The sequence below is a fragment of the Paenibacillus sp. S150 genome, from assembly GCF_019352175.1.
GTDB lineage: Bacteria > Bacillota > Bacilli > Paenibacillales > Paenibacillaceae > Paenibacillus_AQ.
In genome coordinates, this window is the sequence record NZ_JACBYI010000007.1 from 136,858 (window position 1) to 161,944 (window position 25,087).

At 48.5% G+C, this 25,087-nt stretch carries 16 protein-coding genes; all 16 read right to left on the reverse strand.

Annotated elements, in window-relative coordinates; translation table 11 throughout:
- Positions 1–124: 124 nt before the first annotated feature.
- Positions 125–4,153, reverse strand: a complete 4,029-nt coding sequence (locus HYD27_RS09845) for an Ig-like domain-containing protein (protein ID WP_219214278.1) — start codon at positions 4,151–4,153, stop codon at positions 125–127.
- Between the two features lie 285 nt (positions 4,154–4,438).
- Positions 4,439–5,641, reverse strand: coding sequence for a methionine adenosyltransferase (gene metK, locus HYD27_RS09850; protein ID WP_219214281.1), 1,203 nt, complete (start codon positions 5,639–5,641; stop codon positions 4,439–4,441).
- 347 nt (positions 5,642–5,988) lie between these two features.
- On the reverse strand, positions 5,989–6,255 hold the full coding sequence (locus HYD27_RS09855) for an alpha/beta-type small acid-soluble spore protein (RefSeq protein ID WP_219214283.1): 267 nt from the start codon (positions 6,253–6,255) through the stop codon (positions 5,989–5,991).
- Positions 6,256–6,444: 189 nt separating this feature from the next.
- A complete protein-coding gene (locus tag HYD27_RS09860) occupies positions 6,445–6,984 on the reverse strand; it encodes a hypothetical protein (RefSeq protein WP_228745067.1) in 540 nt (179 codons plus the stop codon).
- Between the two features lie 105 nt (positions 6,985–7,089).
- Entirely contained in the window at positions 7,090–9,963 is a 2,874-nt protein-coding gene (locus tag HYD27_RS09865; RefSeq protein WP_219214289.1) for an Ig-like domain-containing domain, read from the reverse strand.
- A gap of 722 nt (positions 9,964–10,685) precedes the next feature.
- The gene (locus tag HYD27_RS09870) at positions 10,686–11,027 is read right to left on the reverse strand and encodes a hypothetical protein (RefSeq protein WP_219214292.1); all 342 of its coding nucleotides are present in this window, start codon (positions 11,025–11,027) and stop codon (positions 10,686–10,688) included.
- Positions 11,028–11,238: 211 nt separating this feature from the next.
- Positions 11,239–15,132 (reverse strand): S-layer homology domain-containing protein, encoded by a 3,894-nt coding sequence (locus HYD27_RS09875; protein ID WP_219214294.1) that lies wholly within the window; start codon positions 15,130–15,132, stop codon positions 11,239–11,241.
- Between the two features lie 164 nt (positions 15,133–15,296).
- On the reverse strand, positions 15,297–16,424 hold the full coding sequence (locus HYD27_RS09880; RefSeq protein ID WP_219214297.1) for a glycosyltransferase family 4 protein: 1,128 nt from the start codon (positions 16,422–16,424) through the stop codon (positions 15,297–15,299).
- 113 nt (positions 16,425–16,537) lie between these two features.
- Positions 16,538–17,296: a WecB/TagA/CpsF family glycosyltransferase gene (locus HYD27_RS09885; protein ID WP_219214300.1), complete on the reverse strand. Its 759-nt coding sequence runs from the start codon at positions 17,294–17,296 to the stop codon at positions 16,538–16,540.
- 7 nt (positions 17,297–17,303) lie between these two features.
- Positions 17,304–18,479 (reverse strand): polysaccharide pyruvyl transferase CsaB, encoded by a 1,176-nt coding sequence (gene csaB / locus HYD27_RS09890; RefSeq protein WP_219214303.1) that lies wholly within the window; start codon positions 18,477–18,479, stop codon positions 17,304–17,306.
- A complete protein-coding gene (locus HYD27_RS09895; protein ID WP_219214305.1) occupies positions 18,455–20,491 on the reverse strand; it encodes a DUF5693 family protein in 2,037 nt (678 codons plus the stop codon). The genes csaB and HYD27_RS09895 overlap by 25 nt, the downstream gene beginning before the upstream one ends.
- A 146-nt stretch (positions 20,492–20,637) precedes the next feature.
- The gene (locus HYD27_RS09900) at positions 20,638–22,356 is read right to left on the reverse strand and encodes a phospho-sugar mutase (RefSeq protein WP_219214307.1); all 1,719 of its coding nucleotides are present in this window, start codon (positions 22,354–22,356) and stop codon (positions 20,638–20,640) included.
- 48 nt (positions 22,357–22,404) lie between these two features.
- A complete protein-coding gene (gene fabZ / locus HYD27_RS09905) occupies positions 22,405–22,827 on the reverse strand; it encodes a 3-hydroxyacyl-ACP dehydratase FabZ (protein ID WP_219214309.1) in 423 nt (140 codons plus the stop codon).
- A gap of 292 nt (positions 22,828–23,119) precedes the next feature.
- On the reverse strand, positions 23,120–23,362 hold the full coding sequence (locus HYD27_RS09910; RefSeq protein WP_219214311.1) for a DNA-directed RNA polymerase subunit beta: 243 nt from the start codon (positions 23,360–23,362) through the stop codon (positions 23,120–23,122).
- 8 nt (positions 23,363–23,370) lie between these two features.
- Positions 23,371–24,186: a flagellar hook-basal body protein gene (locus tag HYD27_RS09915; RefSeq protein ID WP_219214313.1), complete on the reverse strand. Its 816-nt coding sequence runs from the start codon at positions 24,184–24,186 to the stop codon at positions 23,371–23,373.
- 17 nt (positions 24,187–24,203) lie between these two features.
- The gene (locus HYD27_RS09920) at positions 24,204–25,079 is read right to left on the reverse strand and encodes a flagellar hook-basal body protein (RefSeq protein WP_219214315.1); all 876 of its coding nucleotides are present in this window, start codon (positions 25,077–25,079) and stop codon (positions 24,204–24,206) included.
- Between the last annotated feature and the right edge of the window lie 8 nt (positions 25,080–25,087).

The window sequence follows — 25,087 nt, forward strand, 5'->3', positions numbered from 1 at the left end:
TTTGAGAGGAAAAGTTGCGAATATTGCTAGATTCAAACTAATAGAATTCTTCCCGAAGCCCTCTATCGAACGAAAAAAGGCCCCGCATTCGCGGGACCATGGTTATAAAGAAAGCTATTCAAGCTTATAGATATCCAGCCATGTTCAGCATCCGCTGCAGCATAACCGCAGCTTGAGCCCGGGTAGCATTGCCTTGAGGCTGGAATTCAGCAGTCGTCATGCCCAGGATAATTCCCTGCTGTACAGCCTTAGCCACAAATTCAGCGGCTTGGCTTTGGATCTTGGAACGATCCTTGAAGGCAGCCAATGCAGAAGCGGAGCTTCCATTCAGTGTAATCGGATTTCCGGTGTACTCCATAGCCCTGATAATCATAATTGCCATCTGCTCGCGGGTGATATTATCATCCGGGCGGAATGTTGCATCCGTATTTCCGGTAATAATACCTGCCTTGGCCGCTGCGCCAATATAATCACCCGTTTGTGTTGAAGGCTGCACATCCCTGAAGCGCTGTGCCGTCTCCCGGTCTCCCAGCAGCCCCAGTCCACGGCTGAGCATCACAGCGAACTCAGACCGCGTAATCTTTTGCTCCGGCTTGAAGGTGCTGCCGTAGCTGCTGTCGATAATATTTTTGGCGGCCAGCTGGGATACTATCGAGTAACTCCAGTGCTTGCTCATATCGGTAAAACTGCGGGTCGAGAGGAACGTGCCTACAACCTGGTTGCCTACCATACTGGCACGAATCACAGTATAACTGCCTGCTGAGCTGATTTTGGTAGGAAGATAGGCAGCATCATAGTAGGCAAGATCCAATCTGGCCGCTGAGGTCTGATTGCTATTCAGCGTAGCCGTTGTGCGTACAGCATACTCCGCAGGCACGCTGAGTGCGGTAGCGTTCGAATAATTGGCGCTTACTGCTGCAGTCAACCGGACATCCACTAGACTGGTTATTGTCTGCATTCCCTGTGTCTGAAGCTTTTGTTCAAAGGGCGTAAAGGTTCCTGAAGGAACCTTCTCCAGCCGCAAGACCAGGGATATATTGCTGCTGTCTGCAATCAGGGCCGCGGCGAGACTGTTCATGTCTACATCATTCAGACCCAGCTTATAAAGATTGTCTCCATACCGCAACAGGATTTCCGCCTTCTTATCCCGGTTCACCGCATCCAGCAGCGGCTTGAGCGGCAGAGCCACATAAGCCGCCGGTTCCGTTGAAGGCACTTCAAACGCCAGAGAGGAAGTTCCCAGCTTGTACAGATAATCATAGCTGGCAGTCAGACGGTCAGCAGTCAACGTGTATCTTTTTACCGACTGGCTGTATATGGATCGGTCATCCGCTGTAGTGGCGGAGTCGCTTTGGAGAAGTGGGTATTCTTTTCCGAACTCGCCTGCAGCCAGCGTGCCCAAATAAGAAGGACGTCCTGCCGTCGCAGTGCTTGCCCCCGTCAAATTCTGTACAGAAAGCGCAGTAAAAGAGGACAGGGAGTTACCACTGAGATCTGTAATCGCACCCGCACCGGACATATAGGACAAATCAACGGTTTGTCCGACTTTCACCACACTCGACAAGGTTAGTCTAAGGATATTGCCGGAGACATAATAGGACTGTACCCCAACACTGCTGCCGTCCGCCCTGACTCCGAATTGGCTGGCATACAGCGTGGAAGAGGCCTGCATATTTTTGCTGAATGTTACGGTAAGCTCATCACCCGTTACTGATGCAGAATTAATATCCGGTACGGCTGTTCCGCTGCTCCCTGAAACCGCCAACGGCTGCAAATTAATGTAGGCCGCACGGTTGCCGTTAAGATCGCTGATTCCAAGCGTTCCGGGCACATATGATACTGTAGTGTATTGATTAACCACAAGTGCGGTTTGCAGTGTCAGTGTCACTTGATTGCCGCTTGCCGCAACAGCTGTTACATAATTCGGAGTACTGCCCACCAGCACAGAGAACTGGCTGTTCATCGGAAGACTCGCTGAAGAGATCCCTTCATTATAAGTCAGAACGATTTTGTTGCCTGAACCGGCCGCACTCTGAAATAGAGGCGCAGTCGTATCCCCGGTGTTTCGGATATAGAAATCACTGAAATTCGCGATGCTCTGGCCATTCACATCCTGCACCGGATAAGAGCCCGCATAATAGGCTACCCTGACAGTCTGGGCGCTTGTTGCTGCATTGTTGAGGCCAAGGGTTATCGTACCTCCACTTGAGCTAATAGAGCTGACCCCAAGCGAATAGCCGTCCGCATATACATTAAACTGGCTGTATGCGTTAGGCGAGACTGCATTTAGCATATCGTTGAAATTCAGCACTACTGTCTTGGAGGCCAGTGTTCCGTCTTTGGGTGTAGGGAGCGCCGATTGAATACCGTTTGTGACCTGGCGCGTTGAGAACGTCGCCGCAGGATTCCCGCTCAGATCCTGAATGTTTCGCAAGCCGCCCGTATAGCTGACTGTTACCACCTGCCCAACCGCTACCCCTGTGCTGAGCGTGATATAGACACTGTCCCCCTGAACGTAGATACTGTCTATCGCACGTTTCTCATTATTTACTGTTACCGTGAAGCTGGAAAAGAGCGGTGCGATATCTGTATTCAGAGCCTCATCATATTTCAGCCGAATGGTGCGGTTATTATCCAACTGCGCCAATGACAGCACTGGAGCCGTCCTGTCCAGAGCAACCGTTTGGAAGCTCCAGGAATTCTTGCCGCTTAATCCGCCAAAAGCAGAGCCGTCAATGGAGTCGACGAAGACAGCGTTCGCAATATCCAGATAATAAGTTGTATTATATTCGAACGCCGCCGCAGGAGTAACGATAAATTCCTTAGCCGAGGCACCTGCCGATAAAGTTGCGGCCAGCTTTGTGCCGTCTCCTTTGTAGAGGGCTACCGGATTTGCAATCGCAGTGTTCCAGACAGCATCCCGATTAAACGTGATTTTGATGGATGGATTAAGGCCTACGGATTCACTGCGGTCTGCCGGACTGAGTGCTGCGATGGCAAACCCCGTCTGAGAGGTCGTTGTAAAGCTCCAGGTGTACGCCCCCGAGGCAGGAAAGAGATTCCCATCCTGATCATAAAAAGCTCCCTGTGGCACTGATACCGTATAGAAGGTATTCCCCGCCAGCGGATCGGCTGTTGATGCAGCATCCAGTGTAATGGTTCTGGTCCCCCCGCCTGTAACCGTTGTGGAGTTAACATTGAAATACCTTGTGCTCCCTGAAGCCGGTGTAAGAGTAATCACTCCGGAAGCCGGCATCATCGGGCGGTCAAAGGTAAGCTGGATATCGCCGGAGGGAGAGACAGCAGTGGCTCCGCCAGCAGGCGCAACTGTCACATTTACTCCGGACCCCTTCGTAGAGAAGCTCCACACGCTTCCGCTGGATATCCCTGAAAAGGTCCTGTTCTCATCATCTTTGAGCGCATAATTATCAATTAACACATAATATGTACTTCCGGCTGCCAGCTTACTCGCCAGGGTTAATCTCACGGTGGTGGAAACAGCATCAGCCTGTACCTCAACCCCGGATTCACCATCCTTGATCTTGAACTCCTGAATCAGTGAATTGTTTGCAGAAGAGATAAGCTTGACGGACCCGCCACCTTTTTGCAGCTTCTTGTTAAGCTTAAAGCTTAGTTGGGTCAGCGCTGCCGCATCCACCCGAGAGCTGTTCGCCGGTGAGAATTCACTGGCTGTCAGAGCCTGGTTAATCTCCGGTGCGGTAGTAAAGGTCCAGGAAGCCGCTGCTGACTCCGCACCCGTGCTGTCCTTGAATAATCCCTTTGGAATAGAAACCGCATAATTCTTATTGCGCTCTAGCAGCTTGCCTGCGCCCCATTTGATCTCATATTGATTGGAGCTGCCAATCAGCCCCGAGCTGCCTACAGACACAGTCGTAAAAGGTGTGCTCGAACCTGCAGGGGTAATAGTGATATCTCCACTCTGCGGAATCACTGTACGATCAAAGCTTAATTTAATGGAGGCACCCACATCTACGTTCGTCTCTCCCCCTGCCGGTGAAGTTGCATTAATCCCAAATTCGCTTGCAGCATAGACTGCCGGTGTTGTTTCGATGCCTATTGCCGGGGACACGGTACCCAAGAGCAAATCTCCTGCCAGAATGAGTGCCGCCCATATCGTAACTTTTCTTTTCATGCGGTGATAGACTCCTCTCAAGCCGTACTTTCGTTTGTACATATATTCTTATATTTCGGCTAATAGGCTTCCAAAGTTTAGAAGACTTCCGGGATGAGAGAAGCATGTGTATTAATTCCTCTGCCGCGAATGGAAGCTGCATAGGCAGTATGCGGTTAGCTTCAAATTCGCAGCAAAAAAAAGGCCCGCAGGGCAGCAAGCTTCAACCATCGAAGCGCTGTCCTGCGGACCTCCATATAATGAAGGAAGTAATTGAATTTACACCTAGCTTTGAAAGGCTCTTATTTAAAGTCCTGCCTGGGCCTTCAGCATTTCAGCTCTGTCCACGCGTTCCCAAGGAAGATCCACGTCAGTACGTCCAAAATGGCCATAAGCGGCGGTTTGTCTATAAATAGGCTTGCGCAGATCGAGCATGGAGATGATTCCCGCTGGACGAAGATCAAAGTTGCCGCTAATCAGCTCAGCCAGCTTTTCTTCACTGATTTTACCTGTTCCGTATGTATCTACATTAATCGAGACAGGATTAGCTACACCAATGGCATATGCCAATTGAATTTCGCATTTATCAGCCAGACCGGCAGCAACCAGATTCTTGGCTACATAACGGGCTGCATACGCCGCAGAACGGTCAACTTTGGTCGGGTCCTTACCAGAGAAGGCACCGCCCCCATGACGGGCAAATCCGCCATATGTATCGACAATAATCTTGCGTCCGGTCAGGCCGGCATCGCCTTGTGGACCGCCAATCACAAAACGTCCAGTCGGATTAATAAAATATTTCGTATTCTCATCAAGCAATTCCGCCGGAACCACCGGTAAAATTACATATTCCTTAATGTCAGCCTGTATTTGCTCAAGCGAAATTTCTTCTGCATGCTGAGTGGAGACAACAATGGTATCCACACGAACCGGTCTTTCATTGTCATATTCAATAGTCACCTGAGTTTTGCCATCCGGACGCAGATATTCCAAAGTTCCATCCTTACGGACCTCCGACAAGCGGCGGGCAATACGGTGAGACAGTGCGATCGGCAGCGGCATTAATTCAGGGGTTTCATTGGTGGCAAAACCAAACATCAACCCTTGGTCACCAGCACCGATATTCGCAGTCTCTTCCGCAACCTGTGCAGGATCACGGTTTTCCAGCGCAGCATTAACCCCTTGGGCAATGTCAGCAGACTGTTCATTAAGCGAGCTCAACACCGCACAAGTATTATAGTCAAAACCAAATTTAGCACGTGTGTAGCCAATCTCTTTGATCGTATTGCGTACAATCGCCGGAATATCTACATATTCCGATTTGGTGCTGATCTCACCAATGACCAATACCAGGCCGGTTGCAACAGCTACCTCACAAGCCACACGGGCATTAGGATCATTAGCTAAAAAAGCATCCAATACCGCATCGGAAATCTGATCGCAGATTTTATCCGGATGCCCTTCCGTTACAGACTCGGAAGTAAACAAATGCCGTCCTTTAATAGACAATACAACAACCTCCCATATTGTTAGTCTGACACTTATAAGGGCTTTATCGTAGATACAGGACAAAAATAAATCAAAAAAACTTGTGCCAACCTGCTTGTCCGCTTATGGCGGACCGTCTACTCTATCCCCTGACTCAATAATCATAGTTGATATTGTCAGATAAGTTCAAAAAATGAACCTTTTCCGATTGGAAAAGGTTTATGGCTTCCCACAAATGTCATATTATCTTATTTACCGTATGCTGTCAATTGAAGGAAGCCTCATCCCGTTGCAATAAGAGTTATAATGACAAACTGCTTATAGCTCCAATATCCAAACACAATTCCTTGGAAACTGCGCTGCTGATATTATTTAAAAAGAGACTGCTCGGCTTGCTTCACAAGCCTCTTGGTGATTTCTCCGCCAACAGAACCATTGTCCCGGGAAGTCAGATGGCCCAGATAAGGAATACTGCCTGTCCCTGCACCCATTGCACCCAGCTCGGAGGCAAATTCCGTATCTGTCCCCCCACCGTAAGAAGCCCCATATAAACCAAACTCAGATGCAATTTCATACTGCATTTGTTTCAGCATTGCCCGGCTTTCCGGTACCACTGTGCGATTAGTACGTGCCATGTTAAAGCACCTCCTGAGTATTTTTTAAGATTACAGGAAGTATTGTGTGCTGAATCCATGACTTTGAATCGCCTCAATGTTTGTCAACTGTGGGAATGCGTTCCGAAGGTATTTTCAAGTTATTGCAAGGGCATTATATTCAATAAGTAATAAAATCATTTTCTACTTAAATTGATTACGTGATGCAGACTACTTAAGTGTATAAGTGCCGCGCACCATCACAACCAATCCCAAGGTCTGGCCTTCTTGAACAGCAATTCCCCGGCCTTCCCGCGGAAAAGACAACAAGTGGTTGGCAGGAGCCGCAGCTCCGTTGGCAAGATCGATTCCGTCAGTTAGATCGCCTACGCCATTGCTATCCTGAGTAATGATCACTGCCTTGCCGGCCCGTACAATAAACTCAGCACCTGCTCCGGCAATTAGTGTCTGGCCTGGCTTCACATCGACTATAACAAACGCAGTTGAAGCATTCTGGACAGGTGCACCGGTGGGCGCGGTTGTTGGCACAGGAGTAGCCGTGGCTGCCGGAGCTTGGGTAGCCCCAGCCCCACCTTGAAGAGCTTTCTGAATTTGTTGATCAACATAGCTTTTGGTGACCACCGGATCATCCGCCGTTCCCGGCTGCGAGCCGACACTTGCACCTTCAGCAAAGGGATTCAATAATGACCCTGCAACAAGAGTAACCCCCAGAACTGCTGTAGCCGCAGATATTTTCGTAAGTTTATTCATCGGGTTGAAGCTCATTCCTTTCAATTCATGTTTGAGAAGAGAATAAATAAAAAGGCAGAGAGCATTACTGCTCTCTGCCTTAAATTGAAGCTTAAGTGAAAGGTATTATTTCACTGTGATGCTTGTGCCGGCAGTGATTGGGTTAGCAAGAGCACTCAGGTCAGTTACATGAGAAGCTGTATCCGAAACCTTAACAATGAGGCTAGTAACCTTATTCACATCAAATGTACCAGTAGTTGCACTGGAGCTTGTTTGGATGGAGATATCACCGGTCGAGTAAGTACCGCTGTTATCAAGATCCAGGAACAGACGTCCATCAACCACGGTTTGTTTCAGAGTGACAACATATTTACCAGCATCTGTTCCAGTACCAGGTACAAAGCTTGCAATGTTTTGCAATTGTGCACCAGTAACTGTAACACTGTTGATTACGAATTCGAAATCAGCATAAGTTGCAGGTGTAACTCCCGATACAGTTTCACTGAATCCAATAACGATAAGTCCATTGCTGGAAATTGTCGCAGTGCTCAGTGTTGGAGCTACATCATCAACCAAGGCAAGACCAGTGATCGCAACCGGGTTAGCGATATTGCCCACTTTATCCTTCACATTGGTAACGTTCAGAGTGTAGCTGGCTGTTTCAGCAACAGACCCGGAAGGCAGGTTGATTGTTGCAGTCACACCAGTAGCAGCACTTTCAGAACCGCTTGTAATTGCTACAGTGACGTAAGCACCAGTTGGAAGAGCCTTACCATTCAACAGGTAGTTGCTTACGCTTTGTACAGATGCAAGATCCAGCCCAATGTTATCAGTAAGTGTGATAGCAATTTTCGAACCGGAAGTGGAAGAAGTAGCAGCAGTAGCAGCAGCAGTAGTCGTAACTACAACTGGTTTAGTGGAATCCGAAGATGCACCTACTGTAAATGTCAGAACAGCAGCACCGTTAGTGTTGGATTGGCTGGACAGGTCTTTAGCAACTCCGCTGTTTACACGCAGAGTATAAGTGCCTGCAGACAAAGCAGTTCCTGTAGTGACACGAATTTGCGTTGCATCATCCGCATCGGAAGACAGGCCAGTAAGTGCTGGAGTTGTTACAACAACACCATTAGAGTTAATCAATGTGAAGGCAGTAGTTGCACCAATCGCTGCAACATCTTCACTGAATTTCACTACAATTTCACCACTGGCAACTGCGCTAGTAGTATAAGAAGCAGATTGAACTACTGGAGCTACAACGTCTTTAGTCACAGAAATCGCATGACTGGAAGTCGCTTTGGCATTACCCAGAGTATCAGTGATAGCGTCAGTCAGAATTACTGTTCCAGTAAAGGTTCCAGCAGAGTTGAATGGAAGTGTAGGAAGAATAACACTCAGTGTGCTGGTGCTTACTGTAATTTTGGAAAGATCAAGGGAGATAGCAGAGCCATTTCCGTCAAGAACTTTTACCGCTCCAGCAGTCTGAACGCTGTCAGCATCAATAGATTTATCAAATTTAATTGTCAATTTGTTATCGCGAGTCGCAGTAACACTTTGAACAACCGGCGCAACTACATCAGAAGATACAGTTACAGACAAAGCAGTTGGATTAGGATTCAAGAAGTTGCCAGCAAAATCTTTGAAGTTCAGTGCGCTGATATCATAAGATGTACCAGCAGTCAAAGTTTGGCTAGTTGTTACTTTAATTGTAGTTGGTGTAGAACCAGCAGCTACAGTAGCAGCAACACCACCGACATAAACGATAGCGCCTGTTGGATCAACTGGTTCAGAGAATGTCAATGTAACAATATTTGTGGTAGTTCTAGCAGTTGAACTAGCAGCGCTAAGAACTGGAGCCACGGAATCAGTAGCAGTCAAAGTAGTGCTGTAATCAGCAACAGTTGCTCCTGCAGTATCCTTCACACCACTTACAAAGAACTTAAATGGTGTTCCAGCAGTAATGTTGCCCAAGCTGTAGTTAATAGCATATGGAGTAGTGATTGTTACACTTCTCTTATCAGCAGACAACTCAAGCTCACTGTCAGATGGAATTGCTACATCATCACTCAAGGTATTGATTTGGTATGTGTAGTTAGTTACTGTTTCTGCGGAAGTTTCATCAACAGTTCTGTTGAATGTAACCAAAAGTTGCTTAGCATTCAAAACTGTTACAGATTTCACTTCAGGAGCAGTCAGGGTAACAGTAGTTTTGTAAGTGTAACCGTTGTAAGTGAAGGTCACTTCAGTTGCTTTGTCAGCAACAAGAGCAGTTTCCAATTTGATTTCGGCTGTTTTGCCGTCAACAAAGGTTACGCTCAATGTGTTAGCGTCCAAAACTTCAACAGTCTTGAGTGCCGGAGCTTCGTTCAAAGAATCAACCGCATAAGCAGTTTCCACTACCAAAGAGCGAGTAGCGTTACCTTTGAAATTAGTGCTCTGTGCAACCAGACCAGCGTTGATAACTGCTTGAGCATAGCCCTTAGCCCATGCGGATGCGGAGTTATCAGTTGTAGCAGGAGTTTCAAGTTTCAAAGCGCGGAACAATACAGCCGCTACTTCTTCAACTGTTACTTTGCCGTTGTAGTCGAAGATACCTTTAACAGTATCTTTACCCTGCATCAGGTTAGCTGCAGTAACAGCTTCGATGTAAGGAACTGCCCAGTTGCTTGCAGTGTAACCTTTATCGTTGTAAGACAACTTGCCTGTAATTTCTGTAAGACCGAACAGTTTAGTAACGATCTTAGCAAATTCAGCGCGAGTCAGGTCTTTTTCAAGATGAGATTGACCGTCCGGATATCCGTTGAGAATACCTTTAGCTGCCAAAGCATCAAATTTCTGTTGTGGAGTTGTTGCAGTTTCACCAAACGCTACAGAGGCAAACATCGAGAATGCCATTGCTGTAGATAATGCTACGGATAAAATTTTCTTCATAACCTTTTTTTCTCCTCCTTGGACGTTCATGAACTGAGATTTTTCTTTAGTTGGGTAGCTCATGTCACTCATTAGCCGATGCACCCCCTTTCCCGAGTTGAGCATATTAAGTATAAATAATGTCTGTGACGGGTATCACAGAAACTTGTAAACAGCTTCAAGGCATAGTAATACTAGATTCCTAATTCTACCTAAGTATTATACAATGTGCCTCAAGTCACGTAAAGCTAATTTTTCCATTTGGCAATGTCCTTCAACATTAAATGTTATCTGGCAAATGCCTAGTGTAAATGACTCTACACCTTAAACGCAAATGATTGGAGAAAGTTGCGCTTTGTTAGAAAAATTTTTTTGCGTGTGATCTGCTCCCGTTCCAATAGAAGATACATATGTATGTTCTACTAACTATTTCTAATGATGGGTAGCTACGGGAATCAGTATAGCATAGAGGCTTTCAAAACGTCATTAAGCAATATTTGTTAAGTAAATAAACATAATTACCCTATTTCAAACCCAATGAGTTGTCTAATTATGTGAATAGCAACTTTCTTCGAGAGGGAGCTTCGGCGTTCAGAAAGTGATTTCCGCTGGTCATCCCATTTAGCCCGGACAAACCCATAGCGCCGCTTGGTCACAGGACTACAAGCTTAGAAGCTATCCAACTGTTGCCTGTCAGCCGCAAGGCGTATCTGTTCTTACACCGACCGGACTCTCTCCGGTTAGTTGTCCCAGCTTGGCTAATCGCGAGAAAAACAAAAAGCGCCGTTTCCGGCGCTTTTATCTATAGCTATAATCTAACGAATTTTCATCGATAGTTGGATCAATTCCTGACGCTTCTCAGGACTTGCATTAACATTCTCATACATGGCATCAATTGCCCCGCGGTTCTCGCGGTAGGTCTTCTCATGCTTGATTGTGGTATGCGACCACTCGATCAAAGCATTTTCGGCCGTTACAAGGTCGTTGTATGCATCATGGAACCCTGTAGCCTGTACAAGCTCTTCCATAACCTCTTGTGTGATCTCCTGCAGTGCCCGTTTTGCGGCAATTTCTTTTTCCATAACTTTTGCTCTATTCTCAAACGAATTCTTTGCTTTCATGTAGTCCAGCTGTGCTTTTGATAAAATCGGTTTCATCGATGGCTTTCACCTTTCAGAAAATATTATTTTCTAAATTATTGTAACGTAAAATGGTGCAGAATACAAAGTTTATGTCTGGTAACATCAAGTTATCTATATAAGATGTCGCGATAATTCACATTTGCAGTTCCTTGATCAGCAAAAACGGAAGCGGCCGATCACACACAAGTATCTTGTGTGTATTCGACCGCTTTTATTCCAAGTTGCTTTAGTTAAAGGTTTTCGGGAAAATGCTTGTGCTCTTCTTAAGAAGCTCAACAGCTATCTTGCCTGCCTCTGCACGTGTCAGCTTACCCTTTGGATTGAAATTATAGAGCGCTTTGGTCGAACCGGTTGTCGTAGTAGCGCTGCCTTCCATAATTTTAGCCTTGGAAACCGCTTCGATGGCAGGACGTGAATAGAAGTCCATGCTTCCGCTGTCTACAAAAGATTTGGACAGACTCGTTAATAATTTCGCATCATTTGTTGACATCTTTAATTTCAGTGCCCGTGCGATCATGACGGCCGCCTGTTCGCGTGTAAGCGGCTGATCCGGACCAAAGAATCCATCGCTCAGCCCGGTGACAATACCTGCTCTTGCAGCCGTTTCGATGTATTTGAAATCCCAAGTTGTCGATACAGCTTCCGGCACAATATCAAAAAACGTTTGTTGGCTTGTATTGTAGCTCAAAGGAATGCTGAGCCCCTTAACAAGCAGGGTAGCGAATTCTCCCCGTGTGGTCGTATCATCGGCTCCGAATGCATCAGAGCGCAAATTGTTCATAATACCTTTGGAATAGAGCCCATTCAGAATATTTCTGGCCCAAGGATGATTGGTAATATCGGTATAACCGCGACGCAGCTTCATGACCGTGTAATAACCGAATTCATCAAATGGAACTGTTACGGTATGGGCCTTAGTATCAACCTCTCCGCCAATATTCTCCCATTTTCCCGAGTCAGTATAACGGAATACCGTAATAGTTGATCCGACTTCGTCTACAACACTCGAGTTAAAGCTGAGTGTAAGTTCGCCCCGTTGGGAAGGTACGATTTTTCGTGTTGAGCTGTATTGGGTAAAATATCCTTCAATTGAATATGGAGCAATACCATTTGTCGCCGGAAGGTATGATTGCGAGCCCTTGGTTCCCGATTCTCCAAGACCGCCATTCAGCCAGTAAATACTGGATACTCTTGTGAAATTATTCGTAGCGGCAGTCGATGTAAACCGCAGCACCAGCTCTTGCGGAATGACCAGCGGAAGCTTACCACCGAGAGTGCGCTCATCGGTTGGACTGACATTAATAATGTTCCCGTAATCATTGGTACGCTCGACAACTCCGTCAACAGGATCGGCAATACCAAACAACAGCTTCGTATCCGGGTAGTATTTAGCTGCCCCCGTAGTAGTGTATCCCTTCATTATAGTTCCCTTGGGGAAAGTCAGTTCCAGCGACTTATTGAACACGGTGTACTTCGTCGCTACCTTCTCCGCCATATATTGTGTATCAACCTGAATGGCACTGGCATAGTACACAGAAACCGTATCATTCAGAGTTGAGTCTGCGCGAATGACTTGAATTTTGATGGCTGTTGCCTTGTCGGGTTTCAGGCCTACATAATCATAGGTGAATCTGTTGTCCAAATCGGTACGCTTAGTAGCTTCATATTTGTCGATAAGCACCCTGGTCGCACCTTCTGCTTCAATATCGAAACGGACGAAGTTCTTGTTCACGACAATTTGATCACCAACTGTAGCTACAGGTGACAATATTCTGTATGGTGAAACTTCACGAACTATTTCAAGACGCTGTGTAGTTCTAGCGCCAGTCTTATTAATTAATTCTAAGGTATATACATGGCTTCCTGGGGCATCGAATTGTAAATCACGAAGACGCAGAAGGAAATCAGTACTGCTGCCGTAATAGTCATAATATTGTGCAGTGGTGCCGTAATTTATAGGACCTATCAACTTATCGGAAGTTCCCAGCATGTCCGCTATTCCAACAGATGAGAACACCAGTTCTGATCCTCTGTACAAATTCAGAATCGTAGCGCCCCCGCCTCTTAGCACCAAATCATAGGTTTCCTGATTGGTGGTGTACTTTTCATCTTTATATACAAACTCTGCAGGCAGGGCCAGAATTTTATTGCGTTCCGTTTCATTAGATAAGGATTGATTGGTAAAGGTTGTGCGGCCTGTTCCTAGTGCCGGATGGAATTGGCTCAAGTTCGAAACGTTGGTGTCAATAATATAAATTTTTAATTCCTTGGTGATGATACGTTGATTCTGACCGTTATCCTGAGAAATTCCTGTAAACACAATTTTATTTTCACCGTAAACGAGCGGTCCCGATTGGGTAACCCACAAATCAAAGTTAAAAGTTTGCTTAGTATCCGTAACACCCAAGGCAAAGCTATTCGATCTGACAACAACACCATTGCCGTTCAATGTATCCGGAAGCAGATTACTATCTATACCGTTAATTTGCACCTGCGCACTAACGAAATTCTCGAATCCAATATATTCACCGGAAACGTTAATTTTGGTATCAGTAGTAGAATTAAACTCATAGGTCTGCCCATCCTGCAAATTACTCACATAAATATAGTTCTTGGATACATAAGAAATGTCAGCGTTATAATAAGAATCCGAGGTCCCATACCGGAACTGCACCTTTTGTTGTCCATTGGAGAAGCCGGTAATTTGATAAATATATTCGTTCGTTCCGAGTCCCGCCACCCCGGTGATAGGCGGATCTGACAGCGCTAACGCCTGAGTGCTGAGCGGCAGGTAGTTAGCAGTCAATTTGGTTGCCGCAGGTACTGGTATATTGGTTTTGACCAGGATGTAGAAATTGTCCTTCTCCATTTGTTGGCCGCTGAGCGGCAGTTTCGAAATGCCTGTTATGCTGCCAGTTCCGGTGTATCCCGGAAGGTAGTACATATCTGAAATGACAATTTCACCCGGCAAATATCGATAGGAATAGACCAACGAACTGCTGTAATTGCCATAATCCACAGCCAAAGTAAATTCATTTAAACCTGACACAAGAGTCAGATTACTTGAAGTCGTAAATTTCACCAGCTTATATGCCGGAGTTACTCCATCGGCGCCGGGAATAGTCAATTCTTCAGTTACGCCCAATGAAGTTATCGCCACTGCCTGCGAAGAACCTTTATTAATCGTCATTACGGCAGAGCTGGCGAAGGTAGAACTGTTATAGGGCACAAGCACCTGACCGGAAAAACCAGCCACAGTAGATGCTTCACTGCTTAAGGTAGGCGTATTATTCAACAAATTATAGGTTTGGGTATCATGAACTATATTTAATGAAGCATATGGCTGATTTGTATCAAAGAAATACAGGGAACGCTCAATGTCTATAGAGTCAGAAGCATTCTTAATATTAATTTTCAGTGAGCTTAACCCCGGTTTAAGCGTTAATGCCGGTGTAAAGAAGGTACCGTCTTCCAAAAGTGTAGTCAAGAGCGGCGTTCCACCATTTAATGAGACTGTAACCTGAGTAGCATTCGTCGCCTTACCCTGAAGCGTAATTGAATCGACTGGAACTACCACCTGGGTTCCCTCATTCAAGTTGAGAGCAGTCGGGCCACCCAGTACCTGGAGAGAGGTCAGGTAAGGCACTTTGTCATACAGCACATAGAAAGATTCAGAACGCGTCAGATTCCCCTGCATGCCTGAAAAGGTGATTTTGTTGAACCCTGTATATAAAACCACACCGCTTGCCGTAAAGCGGTTGCTCGGGCTATTGGTGTCAGGCGTAACAGTACCGGTAGTTAACCTGGTAGAATCTGTAACCCATTTCCCGCTGCTATCTTGAGTTAACTGCTCAATCGTAACCTTCATGCTTGAAGCCGTTACTTGTGAGTAAGTCCCTGTAATAGATAAGGTTGGATTTGTGGTCAGATACACATTCGAACGTGTAATTGATCCTACCACATCAGGATTAAGCGCTACCGTATCCCGAAGCGTGAGATCATCCGGACTGAAATAAGTCGTGGTAGCTGCCGCGGCTTGCGGCGTATATTGGCCTGGGAACATGGAAACGATTAGAGCCGCCAGCAGCAGCCAAACGAATGGTCTCTTAAAGCGTAACATGTGTATATCTCTCCTTTGAGTTTATGTTCTCGTTATCCTTCACTTTGTTCTTTATCGGTCATTGGCGAAGGATTTTTTAGGAATATACAAAAAAAGCTCATCCTAAAAAGGATGGGCTTTGTCAGTTAAAGGAAAATAATAGCATGATTACGGTTGGGATGCTTTTATGATTTGGAGCCGCGCTCCGGATTAAGCTTCACTCTCATTCTAAGCAGGAAATTAAGCACAGGACGTTTGGTCTTACTGATGACACCGGTAATCTCCGCACCGATCTGCAGGAAGAAGAGCATGACGCAAATGACTACGAAGGTTACCCAGTTGGCTTCGTACAGAGATGCAGAGGTCTGGATAACAGCCAATACTCCGAAGAAGGCGGCGATGCCATAAATAATCAGTACGGTCTGACGGTGGCTGAAGCCAAGCTCACGCAGGCAGTGATGCAGATGGCCTTTGTCCGGAGCGAAGATTGGTTTCTTCTGCAGCTTCCGGCGGACGATGGCAAAAAACGTATCCGACAGTGGAACTCCGATAATTAAGAGCGGCGTAATAAAGGAGACAACCGCAATCTGTTTGAATCCCAGCAGGGCAAGCAAGGCGAGGCAAAAGCCCAGGAACAGCGAGCCAGTATCCCCCATAAAAATCTTGGCGGGGTGAAAGTTAAAGAAGAGGAAGCCCAGGATACTGCCAAGCAAAAGCAGGCAAAGCAGCGCGACCATGGTGTTGCCCATCAGAAAGGCCATCACCGCAATAGTTGCAATCGCAATACCGGATACTCCGGCAGCGAGCCCGTCCAGCCCGTCAATCAGGTTAACAGCGTTCGTGACCCCGACAATCCAGAAGACCGTCAGCGGAATGGCAATCCAGCTCTCCAGAGAAGAATACGTATTATTAAATGGAATATTCACAAAATCAACAGTGATTCCAAATCCGAAAACAACGATGCACGCTGCGGCAATCTGGCCCAGCAGCTTCACCTTTGCCGAAAGCTCAAACCGGTCATCCAGTGCGCCGATAAGAACGATCAGTCCGCCGCCTGAGAGCAGCGCTTTGATGAAGCTTGCCTCCCGCGGAGTAAAATCATAAGGAATAATCGGCAACACGGCAAGCAGACCTAACACAAACGCCAGAAAAATACCTAGTCCGCCGAGGCGGGGCATAATCTTAGTATGCACTTTACGGGCATTCGGCACATCCGTGGCACCAATCTTAATAGCGAATTTCTTCACCAGCGGTGTCAAAAGCAGTGCAAGTCCCATGCACACAACGAATCCGGCGATGTATATGATTAACATTTGATCAGTCGACCCCCATTTCTCTACCGCATTGAATTATACGCTGAACTAAAAACAAATTCCAATTCCGTTTTTAAGCGGTTGAACGGATTTTCATGGTAAATAACCGGGTTTCAATGGGCTTTTGTCACTTTATCTTTCTCACGCAGCACTTTTACTGCAAATTTCGGCAGCGCAAGCATTCTTTTGTAACGGGTAGGCTCCTTGAGAAGTCGGTATAACCACTCTGCACGGAGTTTCTGGAAGGCCTTTGGCGCCCGGCGGCTCTTGCCCGAGATCACATCAAAGCTCCCGCCGACACCCATCATCACCGGGATATTCAGCCGGGATTTGTATTTGGCGATCCAAGGCTCCTGGCTATCCGCCCCTCTGGCAACGAAGAGCAGATCAGGCTGGACATCGATGATTCCATTTACAATCTCCTCGTCCGCTTCCGGTCCAAAAAAGCCGTCATGATATCCGGCGATGATGATACCGGGATACTGAGTTTGTAACCGGGAGGCCGTCTCGCGAATCACCTCAGGGGTAGAACCCAGCAGATATACCCTCCAGCTATAGCTTTCGCCTTGGCGCAGCAATTCATGTAACAGATCAAAACCTGCGACACGTTCGGCTACCGGCTGACGGCAATATTCCGCTGCCCATACAACTCCTGTTCCATCAGGAACCACCAGCTCGGCCGATTTCATGATCTGCATATATGCCGGATTCTCCAAAGCGGTCATCACCATGATCGGATTGGCTGTAATTACCTGATGCGGCTCACGTCTTTGAACTGCTTCGGTCAAGTAGGAAACCGTGGCTTTCATATCGATTTTGGATACCCGGATGCCGAAGATCGGCACCGTAGGTATCACACTTTCTGCTTTCACTTATCAATCACCCTTTACGGCGGAAATGTTCAATAATTTGCCGGGCCGGTGCCTCGGCTTCCCGGACCAGAGATGCAATCAGCGGCTCACGCTTGCGCTTCCAATCATCCCCTGATGCCAAAAGCTGCAGCACTTCGGCGGCAAGCTTTCCACTGTCCAGTGAAGCAGTCGATCCAACAGGCTGGCAGCCGACCTGCTCCAGGAAATGATCAATCTTCGGGTCATAAGAAATCCCGATCAGCGGCACCCGTCTTCCTGCTGCATAAATCAGGCTGTGCAGGCGCATTCCGATCAGCACGTCACAATTCCCCACCTCAAGGAGCATTTGCTGCGGATGAAGTGCATCTTCGCAGATGCTGATCTCTCCGCCGTGCTGCAAAATTCCTTCCTCCAGCTCCTGCATGATATAACGTGAAGCCTCATTATCGGAAGGATGGTGGAAAGGCAACAGCCGTAGATGAAGCGGCGTCTGTGCACCGGCTTTCAGCAACCCGTCCGCGATAGCGTCCAGCTCCCTGTGCGTCTGCTCCCAGAAGCGCACTGAAATCCCAACAGTCTGCAGTGCAGCCCGGGAATTTGAAATATCCTGACCGGGAACAGGCTCAGTACCGCCAATTGTTCCTTTACTGCCTGTTCCATTATTATCCGAAAGGCTAAGACCCATAACCGGATCGGGAACCACTTCGATCCTATTCTCCTCAAGACCCATGGATTGCAGCAGCCGGCGTGACTGCTCGTCCCTTACAGAAATATAGCTGCACTTGCGGAAAACCGCTTTGATCATTGGATGGAAGAGCTTGCGGTTTACCGGACCGATCCCTTGCGCATAAATAAAAGTAGGCTTGCCCATCCATTGGGCCAGCTTGATGATGCCCAGGTAGTACGGGATACTTTTGCTCCCGGTCACATCCTGCAGCAGGCTGCCTCCCCCGCTGATCAAACCGGCACTGTCCGAAATTGCCCTGCGCACCTCTGCAAGCTTCATGCGGTGTACCGACTTCACACCATAGGTGGCCGTCGTCCAATCCGGATCTATCGATAAAACCACAGGCTCAACGTCTGTTCCCGTTGCCAGCGAATGCTTCTGCAGTGCTCCTAGAATTGACAGCAGAACCGCCTCATCCCCGCTGTTGCGGAAGCCGTAGTAGCCCGAAATGATTATTTTTTGAGCAGCGGCGACCATCGTTTCCAACACCCTTCCACAAGCTGCCATAGGCCTGCCGCGACAAGCCCGATGATGAGTCCCAGTCCCAGACCCAGCAATCCCCGGACGAGCGAGATCAGGATTGGAGAGTGAATATGGGCAAAAGTATCAACCATTGAGAGTTGGCCGATAACGGCGATAATCATTATAAAAGCGGCATTCCGGTATTTATACGCCATAAAGGCGCCCAGGATGAACAGCGGATGGGCCAGCAGAAATTCTTTGTTGCGCGGCCGGACCCCTGCTGCATTCTCCAGAAAGTTGCGGAAAGTCATCTCCAGAGAGCTTACACTGCCACTATTGCCGGTGCGGCTCAAATAGTACATTCCCATGATGCCCAGAACGGCGGCTGCAATAACCCACGCCAAGGTAATCGGCGTCCGCAGGAGCTTTCCTGTCTTGTTCAGCACAAACTCTCCACGGTACAGAAGCACATATACGGCAACAAGCGCAACGGGTGCCAGATGCAGCAGGCTGACTCCGCGGAACTGACTAAGCACCAGAGCGTAGGTGATATTGTTCAGCAGCGCGATTACAAACGGCACGGCGCTCAGCGAGATCAGCGCTGTTTTGATGTAGAGTACGAGACTGTGGGCCAGGCGGCGCTGCGGAGTCATAACGGTATAGGTCAATGCATTCGCCCGCAGCGGAGGTCCCATTTCATTAATTTTGCGTATAGCCAGTATGGTTGCCACCGTCGGTGCGCTAATGGCGACAGCCAGCGCCAAAGCCTGCTCGAACAATTCCGGCTTAACCAGCATCAGTCCAGCGCTTCCCGCCAGGCCTAGCGCAAAGGCAGGCAATGCAAGCCAAGGAATAAAATAAGAAACCAGCAGGGCGACCATTGCCACAGCCCCTATAACGGCAACCAATTTAAAATACCGCTGGAATGAGGAATCCACGACATCGAAGGCCGTTGCCTGTCCCAGAGTAAATCCGTTGTTCTCAATTTTCTCCACGGCGCCTCCAGGTCCGCTAAGGCTCGTAATGAGATTATCCAGAGTGTCGGTAATCTGCGCCTTGCTTGTGTTGCGCGAAGGAATGGTGTTGAGATAAATCATGCGGATATTACGGTCTTTCGTTGCAAGGGCAAAGCGGTCGGCTATCGTTTCCGGAGACAGAGCCGAGTCGGCTTCGCTGAGCGAATACAGACGGGCTACATTGTAATCCAGCTGATAGGCCAATTTATTGAAGCCTTTTTGCTGAACCTTGATGTTCTCAATGGCGGCAATCCCCATCCCGCGCTCCTTAAGAAGGTCGGCAAATGCAGTGATGCTGCCCGAATCAGCGTCATCATTAAACCCTTTGACAGACTCTCCTTCAAAAAGAAGACGCTTGACTCCAAGCTCCTGATATTGATCAAGCAGCTTCGTAACGGCAGCCTCATTGTAAGGCAGAGAATCCACAAGACGAGGAACAATGTTAAAACCTTTGTCATGCAGCATCTCCAGGGTGAACGGGTCAGGCTGCAACGGCTTCAGCGTGGCATCCTCCAGCGGGGTACGGATAATAAGCCCCTGCTGCCCGCGGAAGCTCCAGTCCTCGCTCGCTATCTCAAGGCCGCTGAAGGCATCACGGATAACCGGAGCGAGAGCTTCACTATTCTCCGGGCTGGTAAAGAGGACATATGTATAGTTCTCGTTCTCCGGAATCACGGTATCCGTCAGGTTGGCGATATCCGCCGCTCCCCACATCATCAGCCTGCGGGCCTTGCGGTAATCCTCCAGCGTGTTCTCATAGATGGCCATGCTTCCCACACCGGCAGCCTTCAGCCGGTCAAGCTGCTGGGAAATATAATCCTGCGGATTTGCCCGGTAGCTGGCTACATCCACCAGGTCGCGGTAATCAAAAACAAATTCAACCGTTTTGGAAGATTTCTCCGTCTGCAGACGGTCATAGACGACAGGCAATGCGGCAAGCACACCAATCACCACAATTATCCATAACCACTTTCGTGAAGCTATGTTCCAACGTTGCCATTTCTGCTGCACTTCAAAGTACCTCCTCTTTCACTTAAGCCATCTCCAGGCTAAAAAACCTGCTGTTTTGCTTAAAAAAAGTATATTTCAAGCAGAAACGGATGCGCTTCCTTATAGGAGCAGTATCCGTTTCGCTTGAATCCTGTATCTTCTATTATTTATTTCCCGTCAACTCGGGACATAACCTGCTGTGTGAGCGTAGCGACCTTATCCTTGGCGTTCTGGAGCGATTCTCCGCGCACTGCAAAATAAACTTTAATCTTCGGCTCAGTGCCCGATGGGCGCAAGCAGAACCAGGAACCGTCGGACAGCAGGTATTTCAGCACATTTTCTTTCGGGAGACCGTTCAGGCCGAGCGAATAATCCAGAACCTGGGATACTGCGGCACCCGCAATTTCCTGCGGAGGATTGCTGCGCCAGTCATTCATAATCCCTTGAATTTGCGCCACACCGTCTTTACCCTTCAATGTGCGTGATTCCAGGCTTTCCAGGAAATAACCGAACTGCTCGTACAGCTCCTGCAGCACATCATACAGTGTTTTGCCTTGGGCTTTGTAATAAGCGCCCGCTTCGGCAATCAGCATGGAAGCAAGCACGGCATCCTTGTCACGCGCATAATTGCCGGCAAGGTAGCCATAGCTCTCCTCATAGCCGAACAGATAGGTATATTCACCGGACTGCTGGAACTGGGTCATTTTTTCACCGATATATTTGAACCCGGTAAGCGTATTAAATACGGTAGCCCCGTAATGCTCGGCAACAGCCGCGCCCATTTCACTTGTTACAATCGTCTTGACAACTGCGCCGTTGCTTGGCAGCTTGCCCAGCTCCTGCAGGCGGCTTAAGTAGTAATGAATCATCAGCGCGCCGGATTGATTACCGGAGAGTACGACGAACTTGCCTTCATTGTCACGTACGACGGCGCCCATCCTGTCTGCATCCGGATCCGTACCGATCAGCAGGTCAGCGCCGAGATCCTCGCCCAGCTTCATTGCCAGAGTGAAGGCCTCGCGTTCTTCAGGATTGGGTGACTTCACAGTGGAGAATTCCGAATCCGGCTGTTCCTGCTCAGGAACCACATGCACCTGGGTGAAGCCGATTTTCTTCAGAACGCTGCGCACCGGCAGATTGCCTGTCCCGTGCAGCGGTGTATAGACAATTTTGAAATCATGTCCCAGCGTGGAGGCAATCTCTTCACGGGCAACACTGACAGCAGCTACCGTATCAGTGAACGCTTCATCTTCCCGTTCGGTAAGCCAGTGCAGCAGCCCTCCTGCCTCCGCCTCCTCTTGAGACATGCGCTTTACGCCATTAAAGGAATCGACATCCATAATATGGGAAATAACCTTTTCAGCCTCATCCGGTACAAGCTGTCCACCTTCGGCATTATACACTTTGTAGCCATTGTACTCCGGGGGATTATGGCTTGCCGTAATTACAATGCCTCCAGTAGCCTTCAAATGGCGCACGGTAAAGGACAACTGGGGGGTGGAGCGCAGAGATGTGAACAGATGGGCTTCAATGCCGTTCCCGGCCAATACCAGCGCAGCCTCAAGCGTGAACTCCGGAGAGAAGCGGCGGGAGTCATGAGCGATTACCACAGAAGGCCTGCCTTCACCGGTATGCTGCTCAATAATATAATTGGCGAAGCCCTGGGTCGCTCTGCCCACGGTATACTTATTAATCCGGTTGCTGCCTGCACCGATAACGCCGCGCAAACCGCCAGTGCCGAACTCCAGGTCCCTGTAAAAGCGTTCTTCGAGCTCCTGCGGTTCGTTCGCAAGAAGGTTCAGTTCTGACTTCGTACTCTCGTCAACGGCTGGGTCCTGCAGCCAGCGTGCCAGTGTTTCTGCGGCTTTCGGGCTTAATTGAGTCATATCCAATCTCTCCTTCTCCATTTATGATATATGATTGTATAACAGGTCCTAGCTGAGTGCGAACATAATTTCCCCGGAGGCCACCACTTTGCCCTCCACCTTCGCGGCAGCCTGGCCTTTGCCGATGCTGCCCTTGAGGCGGGTAATCTCTACTTCAAGCACAAGCGTGTCTCCCGGAACAACCTGGCCGCGGAAACGGAATCCGTCCAAGCCTGCCAGAAAGCCGATCTTCCCCTTGTTGGCTTCCAAGCCAAGAATGGCCACGGCGCCAACCTGCGCCAGCGCTTCGGTGATCAGTACACCCGGCATAACCGGATACCCCGGGAAATGGCCAGCAAAAAAAGGCTCATTCACCGTTACATTCTTGATGCCCACTGCCCGTTTGCCCATTTCTATTTCGGTAATTTTGTCCACCAGCAGAAATGGAGGCCGGTGGGGGATTATTTCTTGAATTTCATTGATATTCATCATGGATACAAAGCTCCTTTCGGATATAAACCGCATCTTAGTACATTATCTGCCGCTGCAGCGTTTTTGTTTTATTCTTCACCGACCTGCATAAATATGGACAGCTTCGGCAAAAACTATAATATCCTTCACCACCTGCAGCAGTGGAGGTTGAGATAAGGGGCTTTCTCCGCCGATCACGGCAGCATGGCGGAGAGGGCCCTTTTTGCTCTCAGGGGCCTCCATCATTATACATTTTCCAGTATAAAAAAGAAAACTCCCCTGTATAACAAGGGAGTTCAAAATTACTGCTGAGTTATGGTGCAAACACCAAATCATAAACATGCTTCCAGGTGCTCCACAGAAGCACATCGCTGAATTCTTTTTTTCCCAGTACAACGTAACCGGTGACCAGGCCACCGGACAACGCTGCCACAAGCAGCAATGGAATCAGAAACCACTGAACAATTGTCCATGCAGAGATTTTACGGCGCCGTACAGGCTGCTGCTGTTTCTCTTCTTCCGCTGCTTCCGGCTTCCTGTTATTTTGACGAGCCATTCCTTCACCTACCCGCGCATGTTATTGGCCAGACCAAGCATCTGATCACTGGAGGAGAGTGCCCGGGCGGCGAGCTGATACGTGCGCTGAATTTGCATCATTTCCGTCATTTCCTTGCTGAGATCCACATTGGACTGCTCCAGATATCCGGCCCGTACGCCTACTGTAGAAGGCTCACCAGCCGCTTTGAAAGCCTGCTGAGTCGTAACTCCGTCAGCAAGCACATAGAAATTCCCGTCCACTGCCTGAAGAGAGCTCTTGCTGAAAGGTTCTACAATCATTATGGTACCTGCTACCTGAACAGGCGAGTTCTCATCTGTCTTGGTCAGCACCCGGCCGTTCTCATCAATTGCGGCACTTACATTCGCCGGAACAGTCAACGGATTGCCATCTGTGTCCAGCACAGGATTGCCTGTATTGTCCACCAGCATCATGTTATCAGCATTGGCGCTGTCAGGCACAAAGTGGAAATCTCCCTGGCGGGTGTAGGCAGTTGCACCATTCACCTGAACCCCAAATAATCCGTTGCCCTGAATGGCCAGATCAGTAGGATTTCCCGTCTCCCGAAGAGCGCCTTCCTCCCAGTTTCTGGAAATCGAAGCCACACGCACCCCAAAGCCGATATTAAAGCCAAGCGGTGTGCTGCGGCCCGGCTGATCATAATCCTTGGATTGCTGCTGAACACGGGTCAGCACATCCTCAAAGGAGCCTTCCTTGCTCTTATAGCCGTCGGTGTTCATGTTGGCGATATTGTCGGCGATAATATCCAGACGCTGCTGGAGGCTGGACATAGAGACGGCTGCGCCAATTGTTGAATTATTCACGGGTCACTCCTCCTGTCCTATACTCTGCCGACTTCATTTACAGCCTTCTGCAGGCTGCTGTCATAAAACTGAATTACCTTCTGATTTGCTTCATACGCCCGGTAGGCCGCGTTCAAATCCACCGTCACCTGCGTCGCATCGACGTTGGAATTCTCCAGATAACCTTGCCGCACCTGCAGATTGTCCGCCGCATTGGCGAAGCGGATTTCCGCATTGTCCACATCTTCAGCGTGGAATACGCCGTTGCCGTCACGCACCAATTCCTGCGGTCTTGTAACCACACTGACGCCAATTTGGCTTCCGGAAGGCAGCCCCGTCGCAGGATCCAATACATTCCCCTGTCCGTCTACTTTAAGATTGTCCTGCGGAACTGTCAAGATGAGCGGGTTGCCATTGCTGTCAAGCACCCTAAATCCGCCCGAGCTGAGCACTTCTCCCGCAGGACCTACGGTGAAGCTGCCGTTGCGTGTATATAGATTATTGCCGTCATTATCCTGAACCGTAAAAAAAGCCTGGGGCCGGTATATTACCTCGCCATCCGCGCTTACGTATTTGCCCGAGCCGTCAAAATTAATATTGGTGCCTGTAGCCGGGTCTGCCACCTGCAGATCCGTAGATAACGCAAAATCGGCAGGCTTTCCGCTTTCAATAAGATCCCCCTGTAAATATTGGGAGACGGACTGTTCGGCAAACACACCTGTGTTCATCTTGCCCACGGGCTTGATGGTGCCGCCGCTCATTGCGGAGACAAGCACTTCCGGAAAAGCATGGCTGACGCTGTCAACCTGCTTGTACCCTGTTGTGTTCAAATTGGCAATGTTCTGCGTCGCTGTATCATGTCTGCGCTGCTGCGTTACCATTCCGGCAGCGGCCGTATATAATCCTCTAAGCATGAGGGTTA

Excerpts from the sequence above, each read along its gene's own strand:
- HYD27_RS09845 (WP_219214278.1), bottom strand. The coding sequence starts at position 4,153 with ATGAAAAGAAAAGTTACGATATGGGCGGCACTCATTCTGGCAGGAGAT.
- HYD27_RS09875 (WP_219214294.1), bottom strand. The coding sequence starts at position 15,132 with ATGTTACGCTTTAAGAGACCATTCGTTTGGCTGCTGCTGGCGGCTCTA.
- HYD27_RS09880 (WP_219214297.1), bottom strand. The coding sequence starts at position 16,424 with ATGTTAATCATATACATCGCCGGATTCGTTGTGTGCATGGGACTTGCA.
- HYD27_RS09910 (WP_219214311.1), bottom strand. The coding sequence starts at position 23,362 with ATGGCTCGTCAAAATAACAGGAAGCCGGAAGCAGCGGAAGAAGAGAAA.
- csaB (WP_219214303.1), bottom strand. The coding sequence starts at position 18,479 with ATGGTCGCCGCTGCTCAAAAAATAATCATTTCGGGCTACTACGGCTTC.
- HYD27_RS09920 (WP_219214315.1), bottom strand. The coding sequence starts at position 25,079 with ATGCTTAGAGGATTATATACGGCCGCTGCCGGAATGGTAACGCAGCAG.
- HYD27_RS09860 (WP_228745067.1), bottom strand. The coding sequence starts at position 6,984 with ATGAATAAACTTACGAAAATATCTGCGGCTACAGCAGTTCTGGGGGTT.
- HYD27_RS09870 (WP_219214292.1), bottom strand. The coding sequence starts at position 11,027 with ATGAAACCGATTTTATCAAAAGCACAGCTGGACTACATGAAAGCAAAG.
- HYD27_RS09865 (WP_219214289.1), bottom strand. The coding sequence starts at position 9,963 with ATGAGTGACATGAGCTACCCAACTAAAGAAAAATCTCAGTTCATGAAC.
- HYD27_RS09900 (WP_219214307.1), bottom strand. The coding sequence starts at position 22,356 with ATGACTCAATTAAGCCCGAAAGCCGCAGAAACACTGGCACGCTGGCTG.
- HYD27_RS09855 (WP_219214283.1), bottom strand. The coding sequence starts at position 6,255 with ATGGCACGTACTAATCGCACAGTGGTACCGGAAAGCCGGGCAATGCTG.
- fabZ (WP_219214309.1), bottom strand. The coding sequence starts at position 22,827 with ATGATGAATATCAATGAAATTCAAGAAATAATCCCCCACCGGCCTCCA.